The organism is Streptomyces sp. NPDC051243 (genome assembly GCF_044455405.1).
Classification (GTDB): domain Bacteria; phylum Actinomycetota; class Actinomycetes; order Streptomycetales; family Streptomycetaceae; genus Streptomyces.
Genome location: NZ_JBITES010000012.1, coordinates 325,514 through 347,745, shown reverse-complemented (window position 1 = coordinate 347,745; position 22,232 = coordinate 325,514). Strand labels below are relative to the sequence as shown.

Sequence of the window (22,232 nt, the reverse complement as noted above, 5' to 3'; positions counted from 1 at the left end):
CATCGCCCGGGGGCCACTACCGAGGACCGGCGGCGGCGAGGTGCACTTCTCCTCGTGTTACTGCGTTGTGCTACCACACTACAAAGCAGGTGTGACACTCCGCACGTTTCCGTATGTACGGCAAAGGGAGCGGCTCCCGATCCTTCCGGGAACCGCTCCCCTCACGGCGTCTTACTTGGCGCCCGCCGCACCGCGGCGGATGCCGAGGCGGTCGACCAGCGTACGGAAGCGCTGGATGTCCTTCTTGGCCAGGTACTGCAGCAGGCGGCGACGCTGACCGACCAGGATCAGCAGACCACGGCGGGAGTGGTGGTCGTGCTTGTGGGTCTTGAGGTGCTCGGTCAGGTCGGAGATCCGACGCGAGAGCAGAGCGACCTGGACCTCGGGGGAGCCGGTGTCACCCTCCTTGGTACCGAACTCGGCCATGATCTGCTTCTTCGTAGCGGCGTCGAGCGACACGCGTACTCCTCGTGAGTCTTCTGTTGCCACCGAGTGCCCCTGGTCTTCTTCTCAGGGGAGCTTCCGTGACTCGGGAGGCGGGGATCCGCTGGGCGCAGTCCCCAGTGAACCGGGGACGCGTACACAAACGGCCGTTACACAGCGTACCAGCCCGGCGGACCGGGTCGTTCCCGTGCGCTGTCCCGGCATGACGCAGCGGCCGCCCCCTTCGCAGGTGGCGGCCGCTGTTCGCTGCCGGTGGCCGGTCGGCCGTCAGCTGGTCATGCCCCGGGCGGCGGCGTACAGGTCGAGCACCGCCAGGCAGAGCGGGACGAGCGAGAGCAGAACCGCTCCTTCGCTCAGGTCGAGCATGCGGCCCCAGAAGGGGGTGACGCCCTTGCGCGGGACGATCAGGGCGATGGACACCAGGATCATGGCGGCCAGGGCCACCGCGGCGGAGAGCCAGATCGTGCGGATGTCCAGCGGGGCGCTGTTCTTGTTGTAGAGGAGTTCCTTCAGGATGTCGGCCGGCGGGTTCAGGGCGAGGCCGAGCACCAGCAGGCAGATCGTGATGATGCCCGAGACCATCAAGGTCACGACCTGGGACGTGTAGAGGAAGAGGCGCGCCCGCATCAGCAGGGCGAGGCCGGCCGCCAGCGACAGCAGTTGGGCCCAGCCGTTGGTGGAGAAGCCGAGCACCACACCGGCGGAGGCGACACCGCCGAGGGCGCAGCCGCCGACGAGGCCGAGCAGCAGTTCGTGACCGCGGCGCGCCTGGTCGTTGATGACCTGGAAGTCGACGGGCTCCTGCTCCTGCTGCTCCTCGGCGCGGCCGCGCTTGGCGATCTGGTCGGGCGAGCGGAAGCCGATGGGGAGCTTGGCGAAGCGGGCGGACCAGCCGGGCAGGAAGCCGATGACGGCGACCATCACCACGGCGGTGACGGCGGCGGTCTCGCGCGGCTCGGCCTCGCTGACGATCGCCGCGAAGGTGGCGAGGACGCCGATGCCGGCGGCGAAGGCGGCGGCGATGAAGGGCGCGTCGTTCTGGGGCAGCATCAGCACGAGCAGCACGGCGGCGACGAGCACGACCGCGAGACCGATGAGCAGGTGCAGCCGTCCGGGGCCCTCGTTCGCGGGCACGCCCACGATGCCCGAGCCGCCCACCATCAGGTGGGGCAGCGAGGCCAGGCCCAGGGCCGCCGCCGCGTGGTGGTCGTCGTAGACCCGCGCCCGTACGGCGGACAGCGCGACGAGGATGACACCGGTGGCCCCGGCGATGATGCCCGGCAGACCGTTCATGTCGTGCTTGATCGGCTCCGAGAACCACAGGGCCAACGCCATCATGGTCAGCAGGAGGGCGCCGGCGGCCAGGCCGACGCCGCGCATCATGCCGTCGTTCCAGCTGCGGCGGTCCGTTTCGACCGCGGCCGCCACGGCGTCCACGACGTCGTCGAAGACGGCGGGCGGCAGCGAGTCCGCGAACGGTCGCAGCAACAGCAGTTCGCCGTCGCGGATTTGCAGTTCGGCGAGTGAGCGACCGTCGTCGAGGACGGAGCCGTCCCTGCGTACCAAGTTGTACCCGGTGGGCGCGGCTTCCTCGGGCGTCTGCCCCGAAAGCCGCAGGATCTCCGGGTAAACGTCAGAGAGCGGTACGTCCTCCGGGAGTGCCACATCGATCCGGCTGTTCGGTGCCGCCACCGTGACTCTGCAGAATCCGGTTGCTGAAACCGTACTCACTGACGGTTCCCCCTCGTCCAGTACTCGGTGATTCGTCGCGGTTTGCCAGGGCGATTCCCGCTCCGCGCTTCGTTTGGAGCGTCACCCTACCGTCCCCACGCTGCATCTCCTCATCCCCTCCCGACTCAACGTCCCCGCAGAACAGTAGGATCAACGCCCGACTCCTGGACCCGGCATCGACCGGCGCGAGTTGACGTACGTACGGGGGCCGTCACGACGGGGGCGGTTCAAGATTGCGATTGCGTGAAGGACTGGTGGATCGGTGAGCGTCGTCATCGTCAAGCGCCCGCCGCGGGTTTTCCCGCCGGAGGTGCCGAGTGAGGAGGTCAAGCTCGAATCTCCTCCCGAAATCCCTCGCAACGAGGACGACAGCCTGCTGATGAACCTGCTGCCGATGCTCGGCATGGGTTCGTCGGCGGCGTTCTTCTTCATGCCGAGCGCCCAGGGTGCGGGCAGCTTCATGAAGGTCATGGGAATGCTCATGCTGGCGTCCACCGCCGCCATGGTGGTCGCCCAGATCGTGCGCGCGCGGAAGGGGCCCTCCGGCCAGATGGCCGAGGCTCGTCGGGACTACCTCAAGTACCTGGCGCAGAAGCGGCGTGAGATCCGCCGTACCGCGCACAAGCAGCGCGACGCCCAGTACTACCTCCACCCGGCGCCGGAGCAGCTGTGGGCGCTGGTCACCGAGGGTTCGCGGCTGTGGGAACGGCGTTCCACGGACCAGGACTTCGCGCAGGTGCGGATCGGTCTGGGCCCCCAGCAGCTGGCCACGCCGCTGGTCGCGCCGGAGACCGCGCCGGTGGACGAGCTGGAGCCGCTGACCGCCCACGCCATGCAGCAGTTCATCGCCGGTTACGGCACGCTGGGCGACCTCCCGCTGGCGATCGGGCTGCGCTCCTTCTACCACGTGACGATCTCCGGCGACTCGGAGACGGTCTACGGCCAGACCCGGTCGGTGATCGGCCAACTGGCCTCGCTGCACTCGCCCGAGGACGTGCTGATCGCGGTCGTGGCCGCGCCGGGCGCGGCCGTGGACTGGGAGTGGACCAAGTGGCTGCCGCACATGCAGCACAAGGAGTCCGACGGTGCCGGTACACGGCGGCTGCTCTGCTACGACCTCGGTGAGCTGGAGGAGGCGATCGCCCACCAGCTGGAGGGGCGGCCCCGCTGGAGCCGGGACGGTCAGCCGATCCTGGACCAGCCGCACGTGGTCGTCGTGCTGGACGGCGGCGGCGTGCCGGCGGACTCGGTCCTCGCGTCGGCGGAGGGCCTGCAGGGCGTGACCATCCTCGAGGTGGTGCCCGGTGAGATGGACGAGCTGCGCGGCTCGCTGTCGGTGCGGGTGTGGCCGGACGCCATGGAACTGGAGGCGGGCACCGGTGTGTTCACCGGCAAGCCCGACGTGCTGTCGCAGACCCAGGCGGAGTCGCTGGCCCGCCAGCTGGCGCCGCTGCGCCTCGGTGCCGCGGACGCGGACGAGCCGCTGCTCGCGAACCTGGACTTCACCGACCTGATGCAGATCGGTGACGCGGCGAGCGTGGATGTCTCGCGCACCTGGCGGCCTCGTACGCTGCACGAGCGGCTGCGTGTCCCGATCGGCCTCGGCGAGAACGGCGAGGCGGTCATGCTGGACATCAAGGAGGCCTCGCAGGAGGGCATGGGCCCGCACGGTCTGTGCGTCGGTGCCACCGGTTCCGGTAAGTCGGAGCTGCTGCGCACCCTGGTGCTGGGCCTGGCGGTCACCCACTCCTCGGAGACGCTGAACTTCGTCCTCGCGGACTTCAAGGGTGGTGCCACCTTCACCGGCATGGGTTCCATGCCGCACGTCTCCGCGGTGATCACCAACCTGGCCGACGAGCTCACGCTCGTGGACCGTATGCGCGACTCCATCACCGGTGAGCTGACCCGCCGTCAGGAACTGCTGCGGCAGGCCGGCAACTACGCCAACATCACCGACTACGAGAAGGCGCGTGCGGCCGGTGCCGCGCTCGACCCGCTGCCCTCGCTCGTCCTGATCATCGACGAGTTCAGCGAACTCCTCGCCGCCAAGCCCGACTTCATCGAGATGTTCATCCAGATCGGCCGTATCGGCCGTTCGCTGGGTGTGCACATGCTGCTCGCCTCGCAGCGACTCGAGGAGGGCAAGCTGCGCGGCCTCGACACCTTCCTGTCGTACCGCATCGGTCTGCGGACCTTCTCCGCCGCCGAGTCCCGTACGGCGATCGGCGTCCCCGACGCCTACCACCTGCCCAACGTCCCCGGCGCGGGCATCCTGAAGTACGGCACCGACACGATGGTGCAGTTCAAGGCGGCGTACGTGTCCGGCACCTACCGGCCGAACGGGCCGGTGGTCCAGGGCGGCGGGCGCATCGACCGCTCGCCGGTGCTGTTCACCGCCGCGCCCGTGCCGGTGCGGATCCTCGCGGAGCCGGAGCCGGAGACCCGTTCCAACCAGGTCGACGACGCGCTCGCCGACACCGTCCTCGACGTCATCGTCAGCCGCCTGGACGGTCAGGGCCCGCCCGCCCACCAGGTGTGGCTGCCGCCGCTGGACGAGCCGTTCAGCCTCGACCAGCTGCTGCCGGTGCTGAACATCAGCGCGGAGCGCGGTCTGCACGCCGAGGGCTACCACGCCCAGAGCAAGCTCGTCGTCCCGGTCGGTCTGGTCGACAAGCCGTTCGAGCAGCGCCGTGACGTGATGTACGCGGACCTGTCCGGTTCCGCCGGTCACGCGTTGATCGTCGGTGGCCCGCAGTCCGGCAAGTCGACCCTCGTGCGCACGATGATCACGTCGTTCGCGCTCACGCACACGCCCACCGAAGTGCAGTTCTACGCCCTCGACTTCGGCGGCGGCGGCATGCTCGCCCTGGAGAACCTGGCCCACGTGGGTGGCGCGGCCTCCCGTCTGGACCAGGAGAAGGTCCGTCGCACGGTGGCCGAGGTGCACGGCATCCTCAACGCCCGCGAGGAGTTCTTCCGTTCCAAGGGCATCGACTCGATGGCCACGTTCCGCTCCCGTCGGGCGCAGGGTCACTACCCCGACCAGCAGTGGGGCGACGTCTTCCTGATCATCGACGGTTGGGGGACGTTCAAGAACGACTACGAGATGCTCGACCCGGTCATCGCGGACATCGCGACGCGTGGTCTCGGTTTCGGTGTCCACCTGATCATCACGGCGACCCGGTACACCGAGATGCGGCCGGCGCTGCGCGACCAGATCCTCAGCCGGCTCGAGCTGCGGCTCGGTGACGCGATGGAGTCGGAGTTCGACCGCAAGCGGGCCGAGAACGTGCCGATGGGCAAGCCCGGTCGCGGTCTGTCCCCGGACAAGCTGGACTACCTCGCCGCCACGCCCCGTATCGACGGGTCGACCGCGGTGGAGGACCTGGCCGACGGCATGGCCAACCTCGTCCAGAGCGTCAACAACGCCTGGCAGGGCCCGACCGCGCCCAAGGTGCGGATGCTGCCGACGATGCTGCCCGCGTCCGAGCTGCCCGGTGGCGGCGACTTCGGCAGCCGCGGTATCGCGATCGGCGTCGACGAGCTCACGCTGTCGCCGGTCTTCGTGGACTTCGAGACCGACCCGCTGTTCGTCATCTACGGCGAGAGCGAGTCCGGCAAGTCCTCGCTGCTGCGGTTCATCGCCAAGCAGGTGTCCGAGCGGTACCAGCCCAACAAGGCGCTGTTCGTGGTGTCGGACTTCCGGCGCGCGCTGCTCGGCCAGGTTCCCGAGAGCCACATGTACAAGTACTGCGCCTCGGGTCCGCAGCTGCAGGAGGTCATGGAGTCGCTGGCCGGCTCGATGAGCCGTCGTATGCCGGGGCCGGACGTGACGCCGGACCAGCTGCGCAACCGCAGCTGGTACAACGAGCCGGACGCGTTCATCTTCATCGACGACTACGACCTGGTCGCCACGTCGATGGGCAACCCTATGTCGGTGCTGATGGAGTACCTGCCGTTCGCGCGTGACCTGGGCCTGCGCATCATCCTGGCCCGCACCACCTCGGGTGCCTCGCGGTCGTCCTTCGAGCCGGTCCTCACCCGGATCAAGGAGCTCGGCGCGCAGGGCATCGTGCTCTCCGGTGACCCGTCGGAGGGGCCGGTGTTCAACAACATCAAGGCCGCGCCGATGCCGCCGGGACGTGGCCAGTTCATCTCGCGCCGGACCAGCGGACAGCTGGTGCAGACGGGATATCTGCCGGAGAGCTGAGTCTGCTCCGGATGAGGGGTGGGCCGGCCATGTCCGCGCTCCACCCCTCTCGCGTGTCCAGCTGTCCAACGGGGAGAAAGCCTGTGGCAGCCGACTATTTCAACACCGACACCGAAGAACTGGGGCGCTTCCGAAAGACCCTGGAAGACGCGAAAACGGAACTCGACAACGTCCGCAAGTGGATGCAGGACGTGACCGCGGAAGGCATCGGCACCAAGGACCTTGACGCCGCGTGCGCCGAGTTCCACGAGCACTGGAAGTACGGCTCCGAGCAGATCGCGGAGCTGACCGGCAAGTTCGCAGAGAGCGTCAACCAGAGCAAGGCCAACTACGAAGAAGTCGACCGGGCACTGGAGGAAGGCTTCCGCAAGGCCGCTGCCGAGGGAGGCGCGAAGTGAGCACGAATCCCTACACGCACCTGGGCTTCAACCCCGTACCGGGCAACATCTCGGTCGTGTCTCGCTCCTGGAGCTGGTGCCGGAGGAGAAGCAGACCGGCTTCCTGGACCAGCTCGCCCAGGCCAGGGGGCTGACCCTGGAGATGCAGCGCGAAGGCGTCGTGAACTTCTCCATCGGCGCGCACGAAGCGAACGACGGCGCCATGCTGGAGTCGGTCGTCACGCTGGCCCGGCGCGAGATCCCCTGGAGTCCGCCGAAGTTGGCGGCGGTGCAGGCGGCGACCACGCGCAAGAACGCGCTACCCGTCGCCGTGGCAGACCTGCCGTGTGGGCCCGCTGCGTTCACCGAGGCCCTGGTGGAGCTGCCCGAGGAAGCCGACGCCCAGCGGCGTTCCCTTTACGAGGCGACCGCGTATCTGCCGTTCCCGGACGGACGGAACCTCGCGATCCTCACTCTGACCACGACGGCCGTGGACGCGCGCGAGCAGTGCCGTGACATCCACCGTGGCATGGCGGAGATGGTGAGCTTCGACAACCCGCTCCCTGAGGAGTTCAAGGCCCAGATTCCCGAGTCAGAGGTCGAGGCGTCCGTACGTGCGGTCTTCGGCTGACCCTGATTACCCCTGACCGCCCCTACGGAGTGAAATGCAGTGGACGTTCCTCTGACGAAGACGGCTTACGACGATGCGGCCACCCGCCGGGCATGGCGCCGCAGCGCCTCCTTCCGGCTGTGCGCATTCCTGCTCTCGCTCGCATCCTTCGTGGCCTGGCTGTACGCGGTGCTCCTGACGCCGGTGTGGACCCTCTGGGTTCTCATGCCGGTGCTCTTTGTGCTGATCTACGTGGCCATGCTCAACACCGCGCGGGTCTCGGGCGTGCTGTCGCTGCGCCGCGTCCTGCGCGTCTATCCGTGGCAGTCGGTCTCGGGAGCCGCCTCGATCGCGAAGAACGGCACCACCCGGTTCTCCTTCGCCGATCCCGAGCACCCGGATCCGGGCAAGCGCGTCTCGCTCGCTTACGGCAGCTTCCTCGGCAGCGGATACACCTTCTGGGTACGGCAGGTGAAGGCCGGCGCGGTCGACGAGGTCTGGTTCGCGGGCGACCCACGCTTCCTGGGCGTCGTGGCCGTACCCGGACCGCGACGGCTGATGGGCGTGGCCCAGCGCGAGGCGGTCGACAGTCAGATGTCGGCCCGCAAGCGTGGAGTAAGTCCCGAGGCACGGGAGCGGGCCAGGGCGGCAGGTGCGCGGGTCGGTTGAGGGCCTGAGCGACAGACGGCGGTGGCCCCCTGCTGGGTGCCACCGCCGCCGCATTCACACAGCCATCAGACACTGCCGAAGCCGACTCGGCCGGCTCAGCATACTGAGTGGTGCACAACAGCCTGGGCGTAGGCGAGGCGAGGGTCCAAACGCTCCACGCGGACCTTGTACTTGTCCGTCGTTCCATAGAACTTCAAGGGCGCGAGACCCAGGCCGAGGCCGCTCCTGGTCCGCCACGCCACCCGTGCAGGCAGATGCCAGTCGGGTCCGCCGTATCCACCGAGCAGGCCCAACACGTTGTAGATCAGCAACAGCGGCGAGAGCACGACGTACACGACCCGACGGGACGGTTCCGCCGCGGCCGACCAGGCACGTACTGTCCTGCAGTTTCATCTCGTACGACGGCCGCCACCGTCTCGTCCGGGCAGGCTGCCTCAGCACACCCAGTTCGGCTCCGTCAGGCGTCGTCACGACCAGCCGATCGTCCGGACCCGCCTCCGGCGCCGCCCGCCCGACAGAACACAGCGGCGTGTGGCCTGTCAGGTCCTCGTAGAGGGTGAATCCGGAGGGCATTCCGGCTGCCGCGCGTTCGTTCGGCAGTCCTCGTCCGACAAAGACGGGTTTTCCACCGCGGACCTTGATGATGTGCTCAAGGCGGTAGGCGGCTTGGTCCTTCTCCTGCGCCGATGGCGCGTGCAGCTTAAAGACGGTGGCGCTCACGAGTCCTGGTCCTGGTGGTCATGGGGTGAACGTCGCCGTCAGAGGGGCGAGTCGAGGAGCTTGCGCAGTTGCGGGGAGAGCTCGGGTACGATCGCGCCGGCTGCCTGGGCCCGGGTCAACTGGTCGACGTAGCGCCGGGCCTCGTCGGCAAGCTCCCGCTGCCGCTTGCCGAGCCGGTGCCCTGCCAACCACGTCCAGATGCCGAGGGGGACGAGCAGTGCGCCCGCGAACGCCGCGGGCATGTCCTTGGCCACGGCGTACGCCACGCCGATGGCGCCGGCGACGACAAGGATCCAGCCCGCCTCGTCATGCCAACCGCCCTGCTCCACGATCCGCTCGTACTCCGCGACCGCCGCGGGTTTGGCCGGCAGCGGCGCAGCCGCCCCTGCGCCCTGGGCTGCCTGCGCTTGTGCGGAGGTGGCTGGGCCGCCGGGCGGTGCGGTGTATTTCGGCAGCGGGGCCGCCTCCAACTCCCCACCACCGCGGCCGGTCAGCCAGGCTGGGACGAAGGTCACGGGCACACCGTGCGCGCGTGCGGCGGCGAGGACGTACCGATAGCCCTCAAGGAAGGGATGGCGCAGCTTCCGCCTGCCGTCGAGGTTGAGACGTACGAAGACCACGACCGCCAGCACGAGCAGGACCGCCGGGGGTACGAAGGCGAGCACAGCGTTCTCCGGCTTGCCGGCCGCCGCCCACACCAGCCAGGCAAGCCCGACGGTGCTCGCGACGCCGGCGAGCCAGACCGGTCCCCCCATCGAGGCCCCGCGCAGGGACGCCTCATGCTTGGCCAGCATCCGCCTGACCGCACTGTCGTCGAAGTAGTCGTAGCCGTAGGTGTCGCTGAACCCCCGGACAGCGTGGGCGAGGAGAGGGTCCCCGGACAGCGCCTCTGCGCTGACCGGCAGCAGATCACCGGTGTTGTCGTTCATTGTGCGGCCGCCTCCTCTGGCCGGCCTATCCGAAGACGGAGCCGGCCGGTCCACTCACCGTCCGCCTGCAGGGTGCGGTGACCTCGACGACGAGCCGGAGCCGGCCGGGGATCAGCGTGGCTTTGACTCGGCTTCCGGAGCCACCGTCCGCGGCCAGGGACACGCTATGGCCTGGCGTCTCCGCGAGCTTGAGCCAGCCCTGGCCCTGGAAGGCGTCGCCGAGCCGCCCGACGGCTGCCGCCAGCAGTGCGTCCTCGACGTCGTCGATCTGCCAGGTGTGGCGTGCCGTGCACGCCGATCGCAGGCCCTTGGACCAGCAGTCGTCGCAGGTGATCGCGGACACCACGTTGCCCTCGTCCATACGGCCGCGGACAGCGAGACCGTCCAGAATCCGACTGGACTGGACGTAGAGCTCCTGGACCACGGCCGGGTCGGGCGCTACGTCCGGGACGGGCTCGGCCAGGGAGAGCGCTGCGGCCATCTCGGCCTCCTCCTCCGTTGCCCAGTCCAGCGTCCGGACAATCGTCGCGAAGAGCTCGGAATAAAGGTCCCAGTCCTCCATGCAGGGCGTGGAGAGCTCGAAGACCAACATGTCGGTGTCGCCGGGCAGCGGAATGTACACCTGGATCTGCCCGCGGGGCACCTCCAGAGGCTCCCCGGTGGGAGATGCCTCGGCGGAGAGCGTGAACGGCGCGCTCCCGATCCTCACCACGGCCTGGCTGTCCCCCCTGCCGGCGGGCAGGGCGCTGATCTGGACGTCGTCGTCGGGATAGGCCCGGCGCAGAGTGGACAAGGTCTCCGACAGCACGTCGTCGGCCGTGGTGTTCTCCAGCGGCATCCGGTAGACCGCGACGCTGGCGGTGCTCGGGCGGCCGTCCATGTCCATGAGGCAGAAGCCGGCGTACTCGGCGCCGGCTTCCTGCAACTGGGCGGTGATCTCCAGGTAGAGGACGAACATCATGATCTGGTCGTCCTGGCTGCCGTTCGCGAGGATCGTCGTGACCAGTTCGCCGAGCCGGTCGCCGGCCTCGTCGACCTCCACGGCGTCCACGGGAAGCTCGTGGAAGAACGGCGGCATGATCCAGCCGACGTGGAACTTGCGGTTCGGCGCCTTGGAGTCGGCGGAGGCCGTGGTGACTTCGGTCATCTCGCTCAGGCCGCCAGAGTCTGGTGGAACTTGTCACCCGTGGCCGGCCACGGCTTCGTCTCCACCGGCTGTGGTGTGCTGCTACCGCCCTCGTCTCCCCCGAAGAGAAGTTTTCCGGCGCCGAAGAGGGCGCCGCCCGCCTTCGTGGGAAGCGAGATCTTCCAGACCTCGGACTCGGGCAGAGACTTGCCGATGATCCTGGGCATGAGGTGCTTGTTGAGCTGATTCGAGACGAACCCGTTCTTGATGCCGCCCATCAGGCCGGAGCCGGTCCCGCGGATGGCACCGGCGAGCTTCGCCCCCTTCGCCGCTCCCCTGATTCCGGTGATCAACCCCTTGGCCGCCCCGAGGCCAGGAAGCAGGCCGACGGCATCCATGCCGATCTTGAAGGGCGAGGCCCCACCCATCCAGTGGCCTGCCATGGCCGCACCCGCGAACGCCATGGCGCCCGCGCCTAGAATCGCCGAGGCGACCTGGCCACCGATCGGGAGGACGTTCACCACGATCGCGGCCGCGGCCAGTGCGCTGGAGATCGTGGAGAACAGGTCGGCGTTGTCGATCAGGAAGTTCTTGAAACCGTCCCAGGCGCCCTTCAGTCCGCCCGTGATCTTGTCCCAGATGCTGATGTCCGGCGGCCGGTTCTCCGCGGCCTCGCGGATGGCCTTCTCCGCCTTCTCGGCCTGCGCCTCCCAGTTCTTGCGCAGCTCCTCGCCCTTGTCGATGAGCGACTTCAGGTCGGCCGCGGCGTCCTTGGCCGCTGCCGAGGCGGAGTCGGCCTCCTCCGAAAGGGCCTTGGCCTCCTGCTCGGTGAGCTGGCGGAACTGCGCACCTGCGATCTTGACGTTGACCCGGTCGACCGCTTCGTTCTTCTGGTCAAGCCGGTTGCGTGCCTCGAGCGCCTGTTCCTCGAGGCTCTTGGCCCGCTGCTGCATGGTCTGGAGTTCGTCATGCCAGCTGCGGAGCGCCCTGGAGCATGCGGCCATCGACTCGTGGCCCTGCTTCAGGTACTTGGGCAGCTCGCCGACCTTGTCCTGGAACTTCTTGGCGGCCTCGCCGTCCCACACCCCGTCCGTCTTGCCGATGCTGACCAGCATCTCGCGCATCTCGTCGAGCTCGTCACCGACCGTCTTGACGTCGTACGCCAGCGACTCGATCGTGTGCAGATCACCCTTGGCCGGGTTGAACGTCAGACCGGGCCAGTTGGGATCGTCGAAAATTCCCATCGTCTTCTCCCCGTTATGTGCAGGTTGTGCAGTTTTCGGACCGGCGGTGGCGGGTGGCGTGGACTACTTCTGACTGAAGCCCTTCTGCAGGTCCCTGTCGGTCGTCTCGTACGACTCGACCGTCTTCTTGAGCCCCTCGTGTAGTTGCTTGGCGGCGTCCGCGATCCGCTTGATGCCGTCGCCCCAGTCGTCCTGGAAGTCGTCGCAGGCGTTGTCGAGACCGTCCGTGCCCAGCCCCTTGGGACCCACCTTGTTGAGCCGCTCCTGGGCGCCGCGCATGCGGTCGTCCACCTGGTCCAACCTGTTGATCAGGGTCTTCATGCGATCGACATCGATCTGGAAGTCCGCCATCCCCGTGTCTCCCCGTAGTTGTGATCCAGCGATCGCCGCACAGATTATCGGAGCGCCAACCTCCGTGGTACACGAGGAGGTTCGCGGTTGCCAACATGGCGCTGCTGCCCCTCAGATGCCGTCCCACACATGCAGCACGGCCTGTGCGTAGGCGAGCCGGAGGTCCAGCCGGTGCGACTCGATGTGAAAGATGCTCCCGCCCCGGTAGTCGACGACGGCGTCGGAGCCACCGGACGGATGCCACAGGGCGCGGCTTGGAGGTTCCAGCTCCCAGGCCGATTCCTTCTTCGCCTCGTCCTTGTCCCCGAGCAGCAGCAGAAGCAGCCCCTGGACGGCCGAGAGCGCCCAAGCGACGAAGTAGATCGGGAACCCGAGGATCGACCACGCCATCCAGCCCCCCACCGTTCCCCGCTTCGCGGTCAACGGCTCGGCCCCGGTCGCCGGCTGCAGGGTCCAGTGCGCACGGCGCGGCCAGGGCAGCACACGTCCGCCGCGCCGCGTGATCCGCCCGAGGGGTGTGCCGTCGCCGCCGTAAACGTCGTAAGTGCCTTCGCCGATGGACCGGACCGAGCAGAGCAACTCACCCTGGAGGCCGCTGACGGTGAACGGCGGCCGCGCTGTGCGCCCTCCCTTGGGAGCGTCCTGCGGCACGTGGACGTACGCGATCGCGTTGCCCTTCGTCGCCGGATCCGCCGAGCGGATGGTGACGGTCGGCTCCCCCGACGTGACCCGGTCGTGCCTGCCCAGCCAATAATTCTGGATCTCGACCATGGTCAATGGCGCAGGGTTCGGATACGGCGTCGCGGCCGGGGCCTGCCCGTACTGTTCCGGAGCCTGCGATTGATACTGCGGCTGCCCCGGCGGCTGCCCCTCCGAAGCCCATCCCTGGCTGCTGTGGTTCATGGCCGCCCAACTGTCGTTGACGATGACGAGTTTCAGGATCTCAGAGTTCAGTCGTGCAGTGTGGGGAGGGTGGGACAGAGCGGTCCCATGAGACCGCGCCTCCACGAAAGGACCACAGGTGTAGTACCGGGACTTGTTGGCCTGGCCCGAATTCGCGGCATCCCACCCTGGGCTCGGCGTTTCCTGGCCCGCCTCGAAGTGGCAGTTCGGGCGCTCCTTCTCCAGCCAGGGGAGAAGGACAGGCACGCCATCACCCTGCAGCACGCACAACATCTTCACGAGCTTTACCACATGGATAGGGAACCGCCCTGACCAGCAACGCACCTGCTTGTAGGGTGTCATGAGCATTAACGGGGAAGCTGAGGCATGAGCGGCGAGTCATCGCCCGTGCGAACGCTGAAGTTGATCACGCCGAGGTGATCCGGCTCGACCCATCGGTTCGACAGACGGGGTCGAGCGCTCGAGTGACACTCCATTTCTCTGCGGCTTCGCGGCCACGAGCTCTCCGATGCATGCGCGGGCACTGCCTGTCCCGCGCTCCATCGAGATTCACGGGAGAGGCAGTTCATGTCGTACCCTCCGCCGCCCGGAGGGCCGGGCGGCGCGTATCCGCAGGGGCAGGGAGGGTGGGTGCCGCAGCAGGGCGGTGCGCCGTACCCGCCCCAAGGCGCACCGGGGCACGTCGGCCACCCACCGCCGCCTCAGCCCGGCGCGGCCGACGGTTGGCCCGGGGGTCAGCCGTCGTACCCGTCGTACCCGTCGCACCAGTCGTACCCGCCGCACCCGACCTACCCGCAACAGCCGCCCCCGGGCCGCGGCGGTGGCGATCAGGGCAAGGGCATGAAGCGGGCGGTCATCGGCGTCGTCGTCCTCGCCGTGCTGGCGGTCCTGGGAGTCGGCGGGCTCGCGGCGTACCAGGCCGTCGGCGGGGGCCCGTTGCCCACGACGTCGGGCGATACGCAGAGCGAGCAGCTGCTCAGCCAGGAGGACATCGAGGAGTTGCTCGACGGCCGTAGCCAGGCGTTGCAGAGCGGTGACCAAGACGCGTATCTCGCGCCCTTCACCGGCAAGGCCAAGGACACCCAGCAGAACCTCTTCCAGAACCTGCGCAAAATACCCTTCTCGCAGGCCGAGTACGCCATCCTCAACCAGAGCGGCAACACCACCGACGAATACGGCGACGGGGCGACGGTCGCCCTCGACGTCGCCTTCGTCCACAAGATCCAGAACGTGGACGTCCGGCCGGTGTCCGAGTGGTACCGATGGATCATCAAGCGGGAATCGAAGGACGCCGAGCCGCAGATCACCAAGGTGGGACCCTCGCCCGGCGCCTACGGCTCCGCGAGCTATGTGTACTACCCGGCCCCCTGGGACCTCTACGAGGACATGCACGTCGTGAAGCAGGACCACTCGCTCACGATCTCGGACAAGAAGTACGCCTCGGACACGGACCGTTTCGCGCCGTACATCGAGAAGGCCGCGAAGGACGACATCGAGCTGTGGAAGTCGAAGGGGCCCGCGGGAACCGAGACTCCCACCGGATTCGTGGCCGTTCTCGAACGCGACCGCAAGACGTATTCCTCCCTGTACGGCTCGGAATCCGTCGAGTGGGAAGCCGGCCAGAGCGTGCCAATGCCCAGCTTCGACGCCGATTCCAGCGGTGACGAGAAGGATCTGGAGTACGGCGGCGCCCGAGTGAAGATGGACATGTCCGGGAAGCGCTTCACCAACGCGACGTACTGGCCGAAGCTCGTCCAGGAGATCTCCCACCACGAGTTCGCGCACGCCATCGTCCAGCCGCTCGAGGCCGCCTCCGGCTTCGACTCCGAGACCTACCCGAGCTGGTGGGTCGTGGAAGGCTTCGCCGATTACGTGGCGTTCCGTTTCGACCGTGAGCTCGGCGAATGGAACATCCGGAACGACGTCACCGGTAAGCCGTTCGGGGGCTCGCTGCCCAATGAGGCCGGATTCGACGACGAGGTCTCCACGAATTACACGCTCAGCTACATGGCCATCCGATTCATCGCCGAAAAGGGCGGCGAGGCCGCGGCGTTGAAGTTCGTCACCGACCACTACGACAACCCCGACCAGCTCGACCAGCAGCTGCGCGAGGCCACGGGCATGGGCGAGAGCGAGTTCGAGGCCGCCTGGGCCAGTTACGTGAGGAGCAACAGCTGATGTCCACAGACGGTATGCAGGGAGCCGGCGGCGGGTACGGCGGCCAACAGCCTCCACCGCCCGTGCCCCCGCCGGGATACGGCTACCCCCAGCAGCCTCCGGCGCCGCCGCAGAGCCCGCAACAGCCGCCGCAGCCTCCCCAGCCTCCCCAGCAGTACGGGTACGGTGCGCCGCAGCAGGCCCCTCAGCCGGTGCCGCCGCAGGCGCCCCCGCCGGGATACGGCTATCCCCAACAGCCCCCGCAAGGCTACGGCTACCCGCAACAACCTCAGCCAGGTCATGGCTATCCGCAGCAACCGCAGCCGGGCCACGGCTACCCGCAACAGCCCCAGCCGGGCCACGGCTATCCCCAACAGCCCCCGCAGGGGTACGGCTACGCCGGCCCCGGCGGCCCGCCTCACCAGGGGAACGCGCGCAAGAAGCCGGTCGGGATGATCGTGCTGCTCGTCATGGCCGTACTCGTACTGAGCGGCGCCGGTTACGGGGCCTGGTACATGTTCGTCGGCTCGCCGAGCAACAACGTGCTGTGGAGCGTGGCCGCCCCCAAGCCGGCGGGATCGTCCGTCGACTCGAACCTCGAAACCAATCGCGGCACCTGGTTCACCGACAAGGCGGTGGTCCAGGCCCTGACCGGCGGCTTGAAGGCATACGACCTCGATACCGGTAAGCAGTTGTGGGCCACGTCCCTGCCCGGTGGCACCAACCAGTCGTGCATCGCGCCCGAGAACTCCTCGGGCGACATCGGAGTCGTCACCTATGGCGAGGGCCGCGCCTGCGACCACGTCGTGGCATACGACCTCAACACCGGCAAGGAGCTCTGGGACAAGAAGATCACCCTCGGTGACTCCTCGGACGGTGCGTCGGTCGCTCGTGCCGGCGATGTCGTCGTCATCAATGGCGGAGACACGGCGCTTGCCCTGAAGGCGGCCGACGGTACGCCGGCCTGGAATCCGAAGCGGTTCGCGACGGCGGACTGCGGCCCCGGCGGATTCAGCGGTGGCGAGGCACTGCTCAGGGTCCGTCACTGCCAGATCAACGACCCCGACGACCCCGACTGGCTCGACGGCTGGGACGAGGTCTCGCTGGTCGACCCGGCCACCGGGCAGGCCCGCTGGACCTACCGCCACGAGATCCCCGAGGACAGCTTCGGCGAGCTCTCCAGCGGCAACGTCCTCTCGACGTCTCCCATCGTCATGATCCGGGAGGGCGACAACGGAGAAGCGCTCTTCTCTCTTGACGACAAGACAGGGAAGGTACGCAGCGAGTTCTCGCCCGCCAAGCCTGCCGAATACCTCCACACCGCCGGCTCGGACGGCGGTCGCTGGCCGGAGGCCGGTGTCTTCGGTGACACGTTCGTCATGGGCGTGACCGGCGAGAAGAGCATGGGTCTCATGGCCGCGTACGACCTCGACAGCGGTAAGCAGCTGTGGAAGACGGAGCCGGCCGAGTTCAAGACGTACTACCCGCTGCCGGCGGCCGGAAGCGATCGCATCCTGGCCTACGTGACCAGCGTTGACAACGACAAGGGGCCCGAGCTGGTCGAATTCGGAGCCGAGGACGGCTCGATGAAGACGGTCGTGGAGTACCCGGTCGAAGTCGGCAAGGCGATGGGCACCAGCGGCACGCCGTTCTGGCACGAGGACCGGCTCTACATGGCCTTGGCGGATCCCCTCGACGGCCTGGCGAAGAAGGCGTACACCCTGGTCGCACTCCCCACCACCGACTAGGGCCTGTCCGGCGAATCATGCCGGCGCCGCGGGGCCTGGCACGCCCTCCCCCACTGCCTTAAGGGCGTGGGAGGTGCCCCCAGCGGCGTTGTCGTCGGTTGCCGACTCCCCCACGCTCGAACAACCTCGCGCGGGGGCACCCCCATCGCGTCGCCGCCCTCCTCCGCCTTGCAGCTGGACGCACCAGGCCCCGCTCACCTGCGTCGACGAGGTTGCCGTGTCTTGCAGCCGGCCTGATCCGCCGGACAGGCCCTAGCGGCGACACGGGCAACGGCCGGCTGCCGCCCGACTTCCACGAGGATCGGGCGGCACCGGCCGTATGACGACCCCGACCACTCGCACCGAGGAGACCGCCGGCCTCATGCCGCCCGACACCCCCACCCCACCGGCAACCCCCGAGCAGGCCCTGGCCATCGTCCGCAGCCGGTACGCCCAGCCCACGCTGCCGGACGGCACGCCGGCCCCGATGCACGTCCACGAATTCGACATCGGCTACCTGGTGTACGCGACGTTCCCGCCCACCACCGACGCCTCGGGCCGCCCGCAGCCCGCGGCACCCGGGGGCAGCAAGGTCGTCGTCGCGAAGGACACCGGCGAGACGGTCACCGTCCCCAACTACCCGGTGGAGGCGGCCATCGAGCTCTACCGCGGACAAGTCCGTCGATAAGATCGTTATGGGACCTCCACGGGACCGGTCGCACCTTGCGTCTGCGAAGGTCATAGGGTGTTGGGAGACTCACGGGGGCGCCGAAAGGTGCGCGAGTGGCTCGATCGAGTCGAGCCTCGCGGCGACTTGGGATACGGGTCGGTGGAGACGCGGGCTCCCTTTCGCATGAGCCCGGACCACGCATGGTGCTCCCTCGCAGAAGGACGTGTGAGAGGGAACCATGTCTTATCCCACGCCGCCCGGCGGCGGTAATCCGTATGGGCAACCGCCCCCGCAGAGTGGTTGGCAACCGCAAGGGCAGGGGGCGGCCCCGGCGCCGCCGCCCATGCCGGCGGCACCCCCCGGGCCTCCCCCTGCGGCCGCTCCGGCTCAGCCGGGACCGCCGTCTCCGTACGGGGGGTACGCTCCGCCCGGGGGCCCTGTCCCTGGGGGCCCTGTCCCTGGAGGCCCTGTCCCTGGAGGCCCTGTCCCTGGAGGCCCTGTCCCTGGGGGTCCCGTACCCGGAGGGTCTGTACCCGGCGGCCCTGTTCCGGGGTACGCCGCGCCCGGCGGCCCGGTGCCCGGGGCGCCGGTGCCCCCCTCGGGCGGTGGTCGGACCGGCCGTAAGGCCTTCGGCATCGTGCTCACCGTCTTCGGCGTGCTCGGCATGCTCGGCGGCGGGGCGCTGGTGGCCCACGCGTACAGCAACGCGCAGCAGACGATCCCCAACCCGGCCTATGACTCGGTGATGTGGCGCAACGAGACCACGGAGTCGATCTTCCCGGAGACCATCGGCGACCCGCCCAACTACACGTACGAGGCGTCGGACAAGAAGATCGCGCAGTGGAACCGGATGGGTATCTCCGAGGACACCTCGTGCTCCGAGGGACTCAGCGGAGAGACCAAGGAGAAGGCGCTGGGTCTCGGATGCGAGGCCGTGCTGCGTGCGACGTACGTCGATCTCACCGGTGAGATGGTCGCCACGGTCGCGATCGTCGTGATGCCCAAGGACAGCGAAGCCGGGTCGGAACTGGGCGAGTACCTCAGGGAACAGTCGAACGAGGACGTCCCCGACGCCGCGGTCGTCCCGCTGACGGTTCCCGGGACGCTCGCGGCGAAGTGGCAGGAGAGCAGGCGCAACGGCATGGGCGGGGACCCCGTCGGAACGTACGCCGTCGCTGTCACCACCGGCGCGGTCGACGGACGCGCCTCCGCCAACCTGCCCGGCGACTTCGCCGACTACAACGAAGAGGACCGAAAGCCGTGGATGGACGAGGCCGAGGCCCTCGCCAGGACGTTCGGCATCCACATCAGGAATCTGGCGAGGTGGACCTCAGAGTGAAGCTCCGGACCATACGCATACGCGCGACCGGCACCGCGCTCGCCCTCACCGGGCTGCTGTGCACGCTGGCCACGACGCCCGCGCTGGCGGCCACGCCGGTCGGCTGGGAAGGGCAGGCGCTCGGCCTGTCCGCGGCGCAGCAGCAGAGCCAGGGCGAGGGGGTGACGGTCGCCGTTCTCGACTCGGGTGTGATGGAGAACCATCCCGCCCTCCAGGGCAAGGTGACCACCGGCCCCGATTTCCTCAAGGACGGCCTGGAGCCGGGGGACCCGAAGTGGGGGCAGCACGGCACCGCCATGGCCTCGGACGTCCTCAAGGTGGCTCCGAAGGCCAAGATCCTCTCTGTGCGCGTGATCGACGACGAGAAGGACGACGTCCCCGACGTCAAGGACCTGGAGAACCTTCGGAACCAGGGCAAGAGCCCCATCGAGGAAGGCATCCGTTACGCGGTCGATCACGGGGCCGACGTGATCTCCATGTCGCTCGGCAGCAGCGACTGGTTCAACACGTACTCCGCCGAGGAGTCCTCGGCCGTGGACTACGCCCTGGTGGCAGGCGTGCCGGTGCTCGCCTCGGCCGGCAACTCGGGTGACGGGCTCAACAGCGTTTCGTACCCGGCCGGTTACGCCGGCGTGATCGCGGTGGCCGCCACCCAGCAGAACGGCACCCGCGCCGAGTTCTCGACGGTGCACACCTACAACGACATCGCCGCGCCGGGCGTCGCCATCACCAGCGCGACGAACACCGGCGGCTACAAGCCGGTCAACGGCACCTCACCGGCCTGCGCGCTGGCCGCGGGCGTCGTTGCCCTCATGAAGGCGAAGAACCCGAAGCTGAGCCCGGCCCAGGTGAACGACGTCCTGATCGCCACCGCACAGCGCCCCGCGGGGGGTGGCAGTGCCCTGCTCGGCTACGGGCCGATCAACGCGAACGCGGCGGTCAGGGCCTCCACCTCGCCCCCCAAGGACGAGACGGCCCCGGTGGCGTACGAGGGCAAGGAGCACCTGGCGACTCCGGACGGCACCCCGAAGTCCACGCACCCCGCGCTGGAGCAGGAGCTGGTGATGCCGGGCGGGGTCGCCGCCGGAGTGGGGCTGGTGGCGGTGATCGGCGGGGTCCTGCTGGTGCGGTCGGGCCGCGGCAGGGGGCCGGTGCCCACGCCTCGGCCCGCGCCAACCCCGGTGGGACAGGCGGGAATGGCGCCGCCTCAGGGACCGTATTCGGGCTGAGTCACTCGACCTCTGCTCACTGAGAAGCTCCCGTCGGCCGGGAGAGAGGGTGCCCTCTTTCCCGGCCGACGGGAGCTTTCGCATGCCTCGTTCAGGCAGGTGCGGCGGCACTCCGCTCATGGACCGGCGCCAGCCCCGAGCAGTCGTGCCCACCCGACGGGTCCGGCTCGTACACCCAGGCCAGGGCCGCGAGTTGCACCAGCAGCAGTACGGGGGCGAGGCACGCGGCCACCATGGCCACGCGGCCCTGCCACACCGTCCCCGGCCGCTGCCCTCGCCGGCGCGCTCCGCGGCGCAGAGCCGTCAGGAGCAGCAGCGCGGCCAGTGCGCAGAGCGGGGCGGCCCAGGCGGTGACGTACATCCGGGTGGACGGACCCAGGTACCGGCAGTTCTGGTAGACGTCGCCCTCGAACGAGAAGTGGGCCGCCACCAGCCCGGCCGAAGCGACGACGAGGGCGGGCACCAGGAGGGACCAGCGGCGCCAGGAGGCGGCCGGGGCGGCGGTAGCAGGGCTCGGGTGGGTGTCTGTGCTCATCAGTACCAGTCCGGGTTGGGGCGGACGATCCGCATGTTCTGCTGTCCCTCGTGCTTCTCGGTCGCAGGGAGCCGGCCTTCCAGGCTGACGTTCTGGTACGAGTCGCTGTGCTGGGTGTACTTGATCTCGCCGTCCGGCATGACCGCGGTGACGATCGCCGCGTGGTGCGTGTTGCCCTTCTCGATGGAGTCGTTGGGCCCGGCCTGCTCGTAATAGATGATGTCGCCTGGCTTGACGTCCGAGCGAGGGACCTCGGTGCCGCCGTGCTCGAGCATGAAGTTCTGTTGGTTCTCGGCCGCGGCCCAGGTGTCGGAGTAGGCGAGCCGCTTGTCGACCGCGTCGACACCGGTGCGGTTCCCGATCATCCAGGAGTCGTCGTCGGACGTCCCCCAGATACTCGTCTTCTCCTTCATTCCCGCGTGCAGCAGGGCGTTGGAGACGAAGTTCGTGCAGTTGTTGCCGAAGTCGGTGGGGTCTTCCTTGTCCCAGTTGGCGAGAGCGTACTCGACGAGCTTCACACGGTCGTACTTGCCGTTCCCGCGCAGGTCCTGCCGTACGTCGGCCGGGATGCCGTCGAGGTTGGCGATGGCGACCGGCTGCGCGAGCATCATGTCCTTGCGCTGCTGCGGGGTCAGGCCGTTCCACCACTGGCGGACGGTGGTCGGGTCCTCGTCGGTCGGGATGTCGGCGGCGAGCATCTGCATCTGGACGTGCGAGGCGTGCGTCTGGAGGTCGCTCAGCGCCTTGGCGGGATCGGTGACGCCGGTCTGGTCGCCGAGCTTCGCGAACTCGGCCGCGGCCAGCTTGTCGGCGGTGGTGACCTGTTCGACCGCCTGGTCGATGAGGTCCTGCACCTCGGCGCGGTACGGCCCCATCTCCTCGGCCTCCATGCGGTTGCGCGGGGACGGCCCGGTGACGGTCCCGTCGACGCCGATCTCCAGCCCGTACCGGCCGGCGAGGTCCACCGCCGCCCGCATGGTGCTGTGCGCGGTCTCGATGGTGGTCGTCATCCCGTCGGCGACCATGTTGACGGCGAGGAGGATGTCGTACGCCGCCTCCAGCTGATCGGCGAGCCGCCCGAACTCGGCGGCCGCCGTGGCGCCGACCTCGTCGGTCCAGTTGTCGGCGAGCGGCTTGGCACCGTACTCGCGCAGGTCCTTCGCCGCGTCCAGGGCGTACTTGGCAAGGGCGTGCCATTCGTCGGCCGCGGTCGCCCATGTCCTGGGATTGGCGTTGTTGATTCCCTCGTACGACACCATGG

At 68.7% G+C, this 22,232-nt stretch carries 19 protein-coding genes; 9 read left to right on the top strand and 10 right to left on the bottom strand.

Translation table 11 applies throughout. The features are described 5' to 3' along the window. Positions 1-171 precede the first annotated feature (171 nt). Positions 172-459, bottom strand: coding sequence for a 30S ribosomal protein S15 (rpsO, locus tag ACIBAG_RS30580; RefSeq protein ID WP_031118350.1), 288 nt, complete (start codon positions 457-459; stop codon positions 172-174). 252 nt (positions 460-711) lie between these two features. Next, on the bottom strand, positions 712-2,136 hold the full coding sequence (gene eccD / locus ACIBAG_RS30575; protein WP_399109403.1) for a type VII secretion integral membrane protein EccD: 1,425 nt from the start codon (positions 2,134-2,136) through the stop codon (positions 712-714). Positions 2,137-2,437: 301 nt separating this feature from the next. Between eccD and eccCa the strand changes: the two genes are divergently transcribed. From eccCa to ACIBAG_RS30555, 4 genes are all read left to right on the top strand, one after another. Continuing rightward, a complete protein-coding gene (eccCa, locus tag ACIBAG_RS30570; protein ID WP_399109402.1) occupies positions 2,438-6,385 on the top strand; it encodes a type VII secretion protein EccCa in 3,948 nt (1,315 codons plus the stop codon). An 83-nt stretch (positions 6,386-6,468) separates the two neighbouring features. Then, the gene (locus ACIBAG_RS30565; protein ID WP_399109400.1) at positions 6,469-6,783 is read left to right on the top strand and encodes a hypothetical protein; all 315 of its coding nucleotides are present in this window, start codon (positions 6,469-6,471) and stop codon (positions 6,781-6,783) included. A 76-nt stretch (positions 6,784-6,859) separates the two neighbouring features. Next, positions 6,860-7,393 (top strand): hypothetical protein, encoded by a 534-nt coding sequence (locus ACIBAG_RS30560; RefSeq protein WP_399109398.1) that lies wholly within the window; start codon positions 6,860-6,862, stop codon positions 7,391-7,393. Positions 7,394-7,432: 39 nt separating this feature from the next. Next, positions 7,433-8,041 carry a hypothetical protein gene (locus ACIBAG_RS30555; RefSeq protein WP_399109396.1) on the top strand — a complete coding sequence of 203 codons (609 nt, stop codon included), beginning with the start codon at positions 7,433-7,435 and terminating at the stop codon, positions 8,039-8,041. A 95-nt stretch (positions 8,042-8,136) separates the two neighbouring features. On the opposite strand, the gene ACIBAG_RS30550 is transcribed toward ACIBAG_RS30555, so the two are convergent. The 6 genes from ACIBAG_RS30550 to ACIBAG_RS30525 form a co-directional block, all read right to left on the bottom strand. Then, positions 8,137-8,376 carry a hypothetical protein gene (locus tag ACIBAG_RS30550; RefSeq protein ID WP_399109395.1) on the bottom strand — a complete coding sequence of 80 codons (240 nt, stop codon included), beginning with the start codon at positions 8,374-8,376 and terminating at the stop codon, positions 8,137-8,139. A 423-nt stretch (positions 8,377-8,799) separates the two neighbouring features. Further along, positions 8,800-9,690 carry a hypothetical protein gene (locus tag ACIBAG_RS30545; protein WP_399109393.1) on the bottom strand — a complete coding sequence of 297 codons (891 nt, stop codon included), beginning with the start codon at positions 9,688-9,690 and terminating at the stop codon, positions 8,800-8,802. 25 nt (positions 9,691-9,715) lie between these two features. Beyond that, a complete protein-coding gene (locus ACIBAG_RS30540; RefSeq protein WP_399109391.1) occupies positions 9,716-10,837 on the bottom strand; it encodes a hypothetical protein in 1,122 nt (373 codons plus the stop codon). A 5-nt stretch (positions 10,838-10,842) separates the two neighbouring features. Further along, positions 10,843-12,060: a putative T7SS-secreted protein gene (locus ACIBAG_RS30535; RefSeq protein ID WP_399109390.1), complete on the bottom strand. Its 1,218-nt coding sequence runs from the start codon at positions 12,058-12,060 to the stop codon at positions 10,843-10,845. A 63-nt stretch (positions 12,061-12,123) separates the two neighbouring features. Beyond that, a complete protein-coding gene (locus ACIBAG_RS30530; RefSeq protein ID WP_399109389.1) occupies positions 12,124-12,411 on the bottom strand; it encodes a WXG100 family type VII secretion target in 288 nt (95 codons plus the stop codon). A gap of 111 nt (positions 12,412-12,522) precedes the next feature. Then, complete coding sequence (locus tag ACIBAG_RS30525; protein WP_399109387.1) at positions 12,523-13,605, bottom strand: hypothetical protein; 1,083 nt, start codon at positions 13,603-13,605, stop codon at positions 12,523-12,525. Positions 13,606-14,154: 549 nt separating this feature from the next. On the opposite strand from ACIBAG_RS30525, the gene ACIBAG_RS30520 reads away from it, so the two are divergent. The 5 genes from ACIBAG_RS30520 (at position 14,155) to ACIBAG_RS30500 (ending at position 20,436) form a co-directional block, all read left to right on the top strand. Continuing rightward, positions 14,155-15,492 (top strand): hypothetical protein, encoded by a 1,338-nt coding sequence (locus ACIBAG_RS30520; protein WP_399109386.1) that lies wholly within the window; start codon positions 14,155-14,157, stop codon positions 15,490-15,492. Beyond that, positions 15,492-17,219 carry a PQQ-binding-like beta-propeller repeat protein gene (locus tag ACIBAG_RS30515; protein ID WP_399109384.1) on the top strand — a complete coding sequence of 576 codons (1,728 nt, stop codon included), beginning with the start codon at positions 15,492-15,494 and terminating at the stop codon, positions 17,217-17,219. Before ACIBAG_RS30520 ends, ACIBAG_RS30515 begins: the two co-directional genes overlap by 1 nt. Positions 17,220-17,538: 319 nt before the next feature. After that, complete coding sequence (locus tag ACIBAG_RS30510; RefSeq protein WP_399109382.1) at positions 17,539-17,886, top strand: hypothetical protein; 348 nt, start codon at positions 17,539-17,541, stop codon at positions 17,884-17,886. 571 nt (positions 17,887-18,457) lie between these two features. Beyond that, entirely contained in the window at positions 18,458-19,207 is a 750-nt protein-coding gene (locus tag ACIBAG_RS30505) for a hypothetical protein (RefSeq protein WP_399109380.1), read from the top strand. Next, positions 19,204-20,436 (top strand): S8 family peptidase, encoded by a 1,233-nt coding sequence (locus tag ACIBAG_RS30500; protein WP_399109378.1) that lies wholly within the window; start codon positions 19,204-19,206, stop codon positions 20,434-20,436. Before ACIBAG_RS30505 ends, ACIBAG_RS30500 begins: the two co-directional genes overlap by 4 nt. A gap of 91 nt (positions 20,437-20,527) precedes the next feature. Here ACIBAG_RS30500 and ACIBAG_RS30495 read toward each other — a convergent pair whose 3' ends face one another. Then, on the bottom strand, positions 20,528-20,971 hold the full coding sequence (locus tag ACIBAG_RS30495) for a hypothetical protein (RefSeq protein WP_399109376.1): 444 nt from the start codon (positions 20,969-20,971) through the stop codon (positions 20,528-20,530). Continuing rightward, positions 20,971-22,230 (bottom strand): amidase domain-containing protein, encoded by a 1,260-nt coding sequence (locus ACIBAG_RS30490; protein ID WP_399109374.1) that lies wholly within the window; start codon positions 22,228-22,230, stop codon positions 20,971-20,973. The genes ACIBAG_RS30495 and ACIBAG_RS30490 overlap by 1 nt, the downstream gene beginning before the upstream one ends. Between the last annotated feature and the right edge of the window lie 2 nt (positions 22,231-22,232).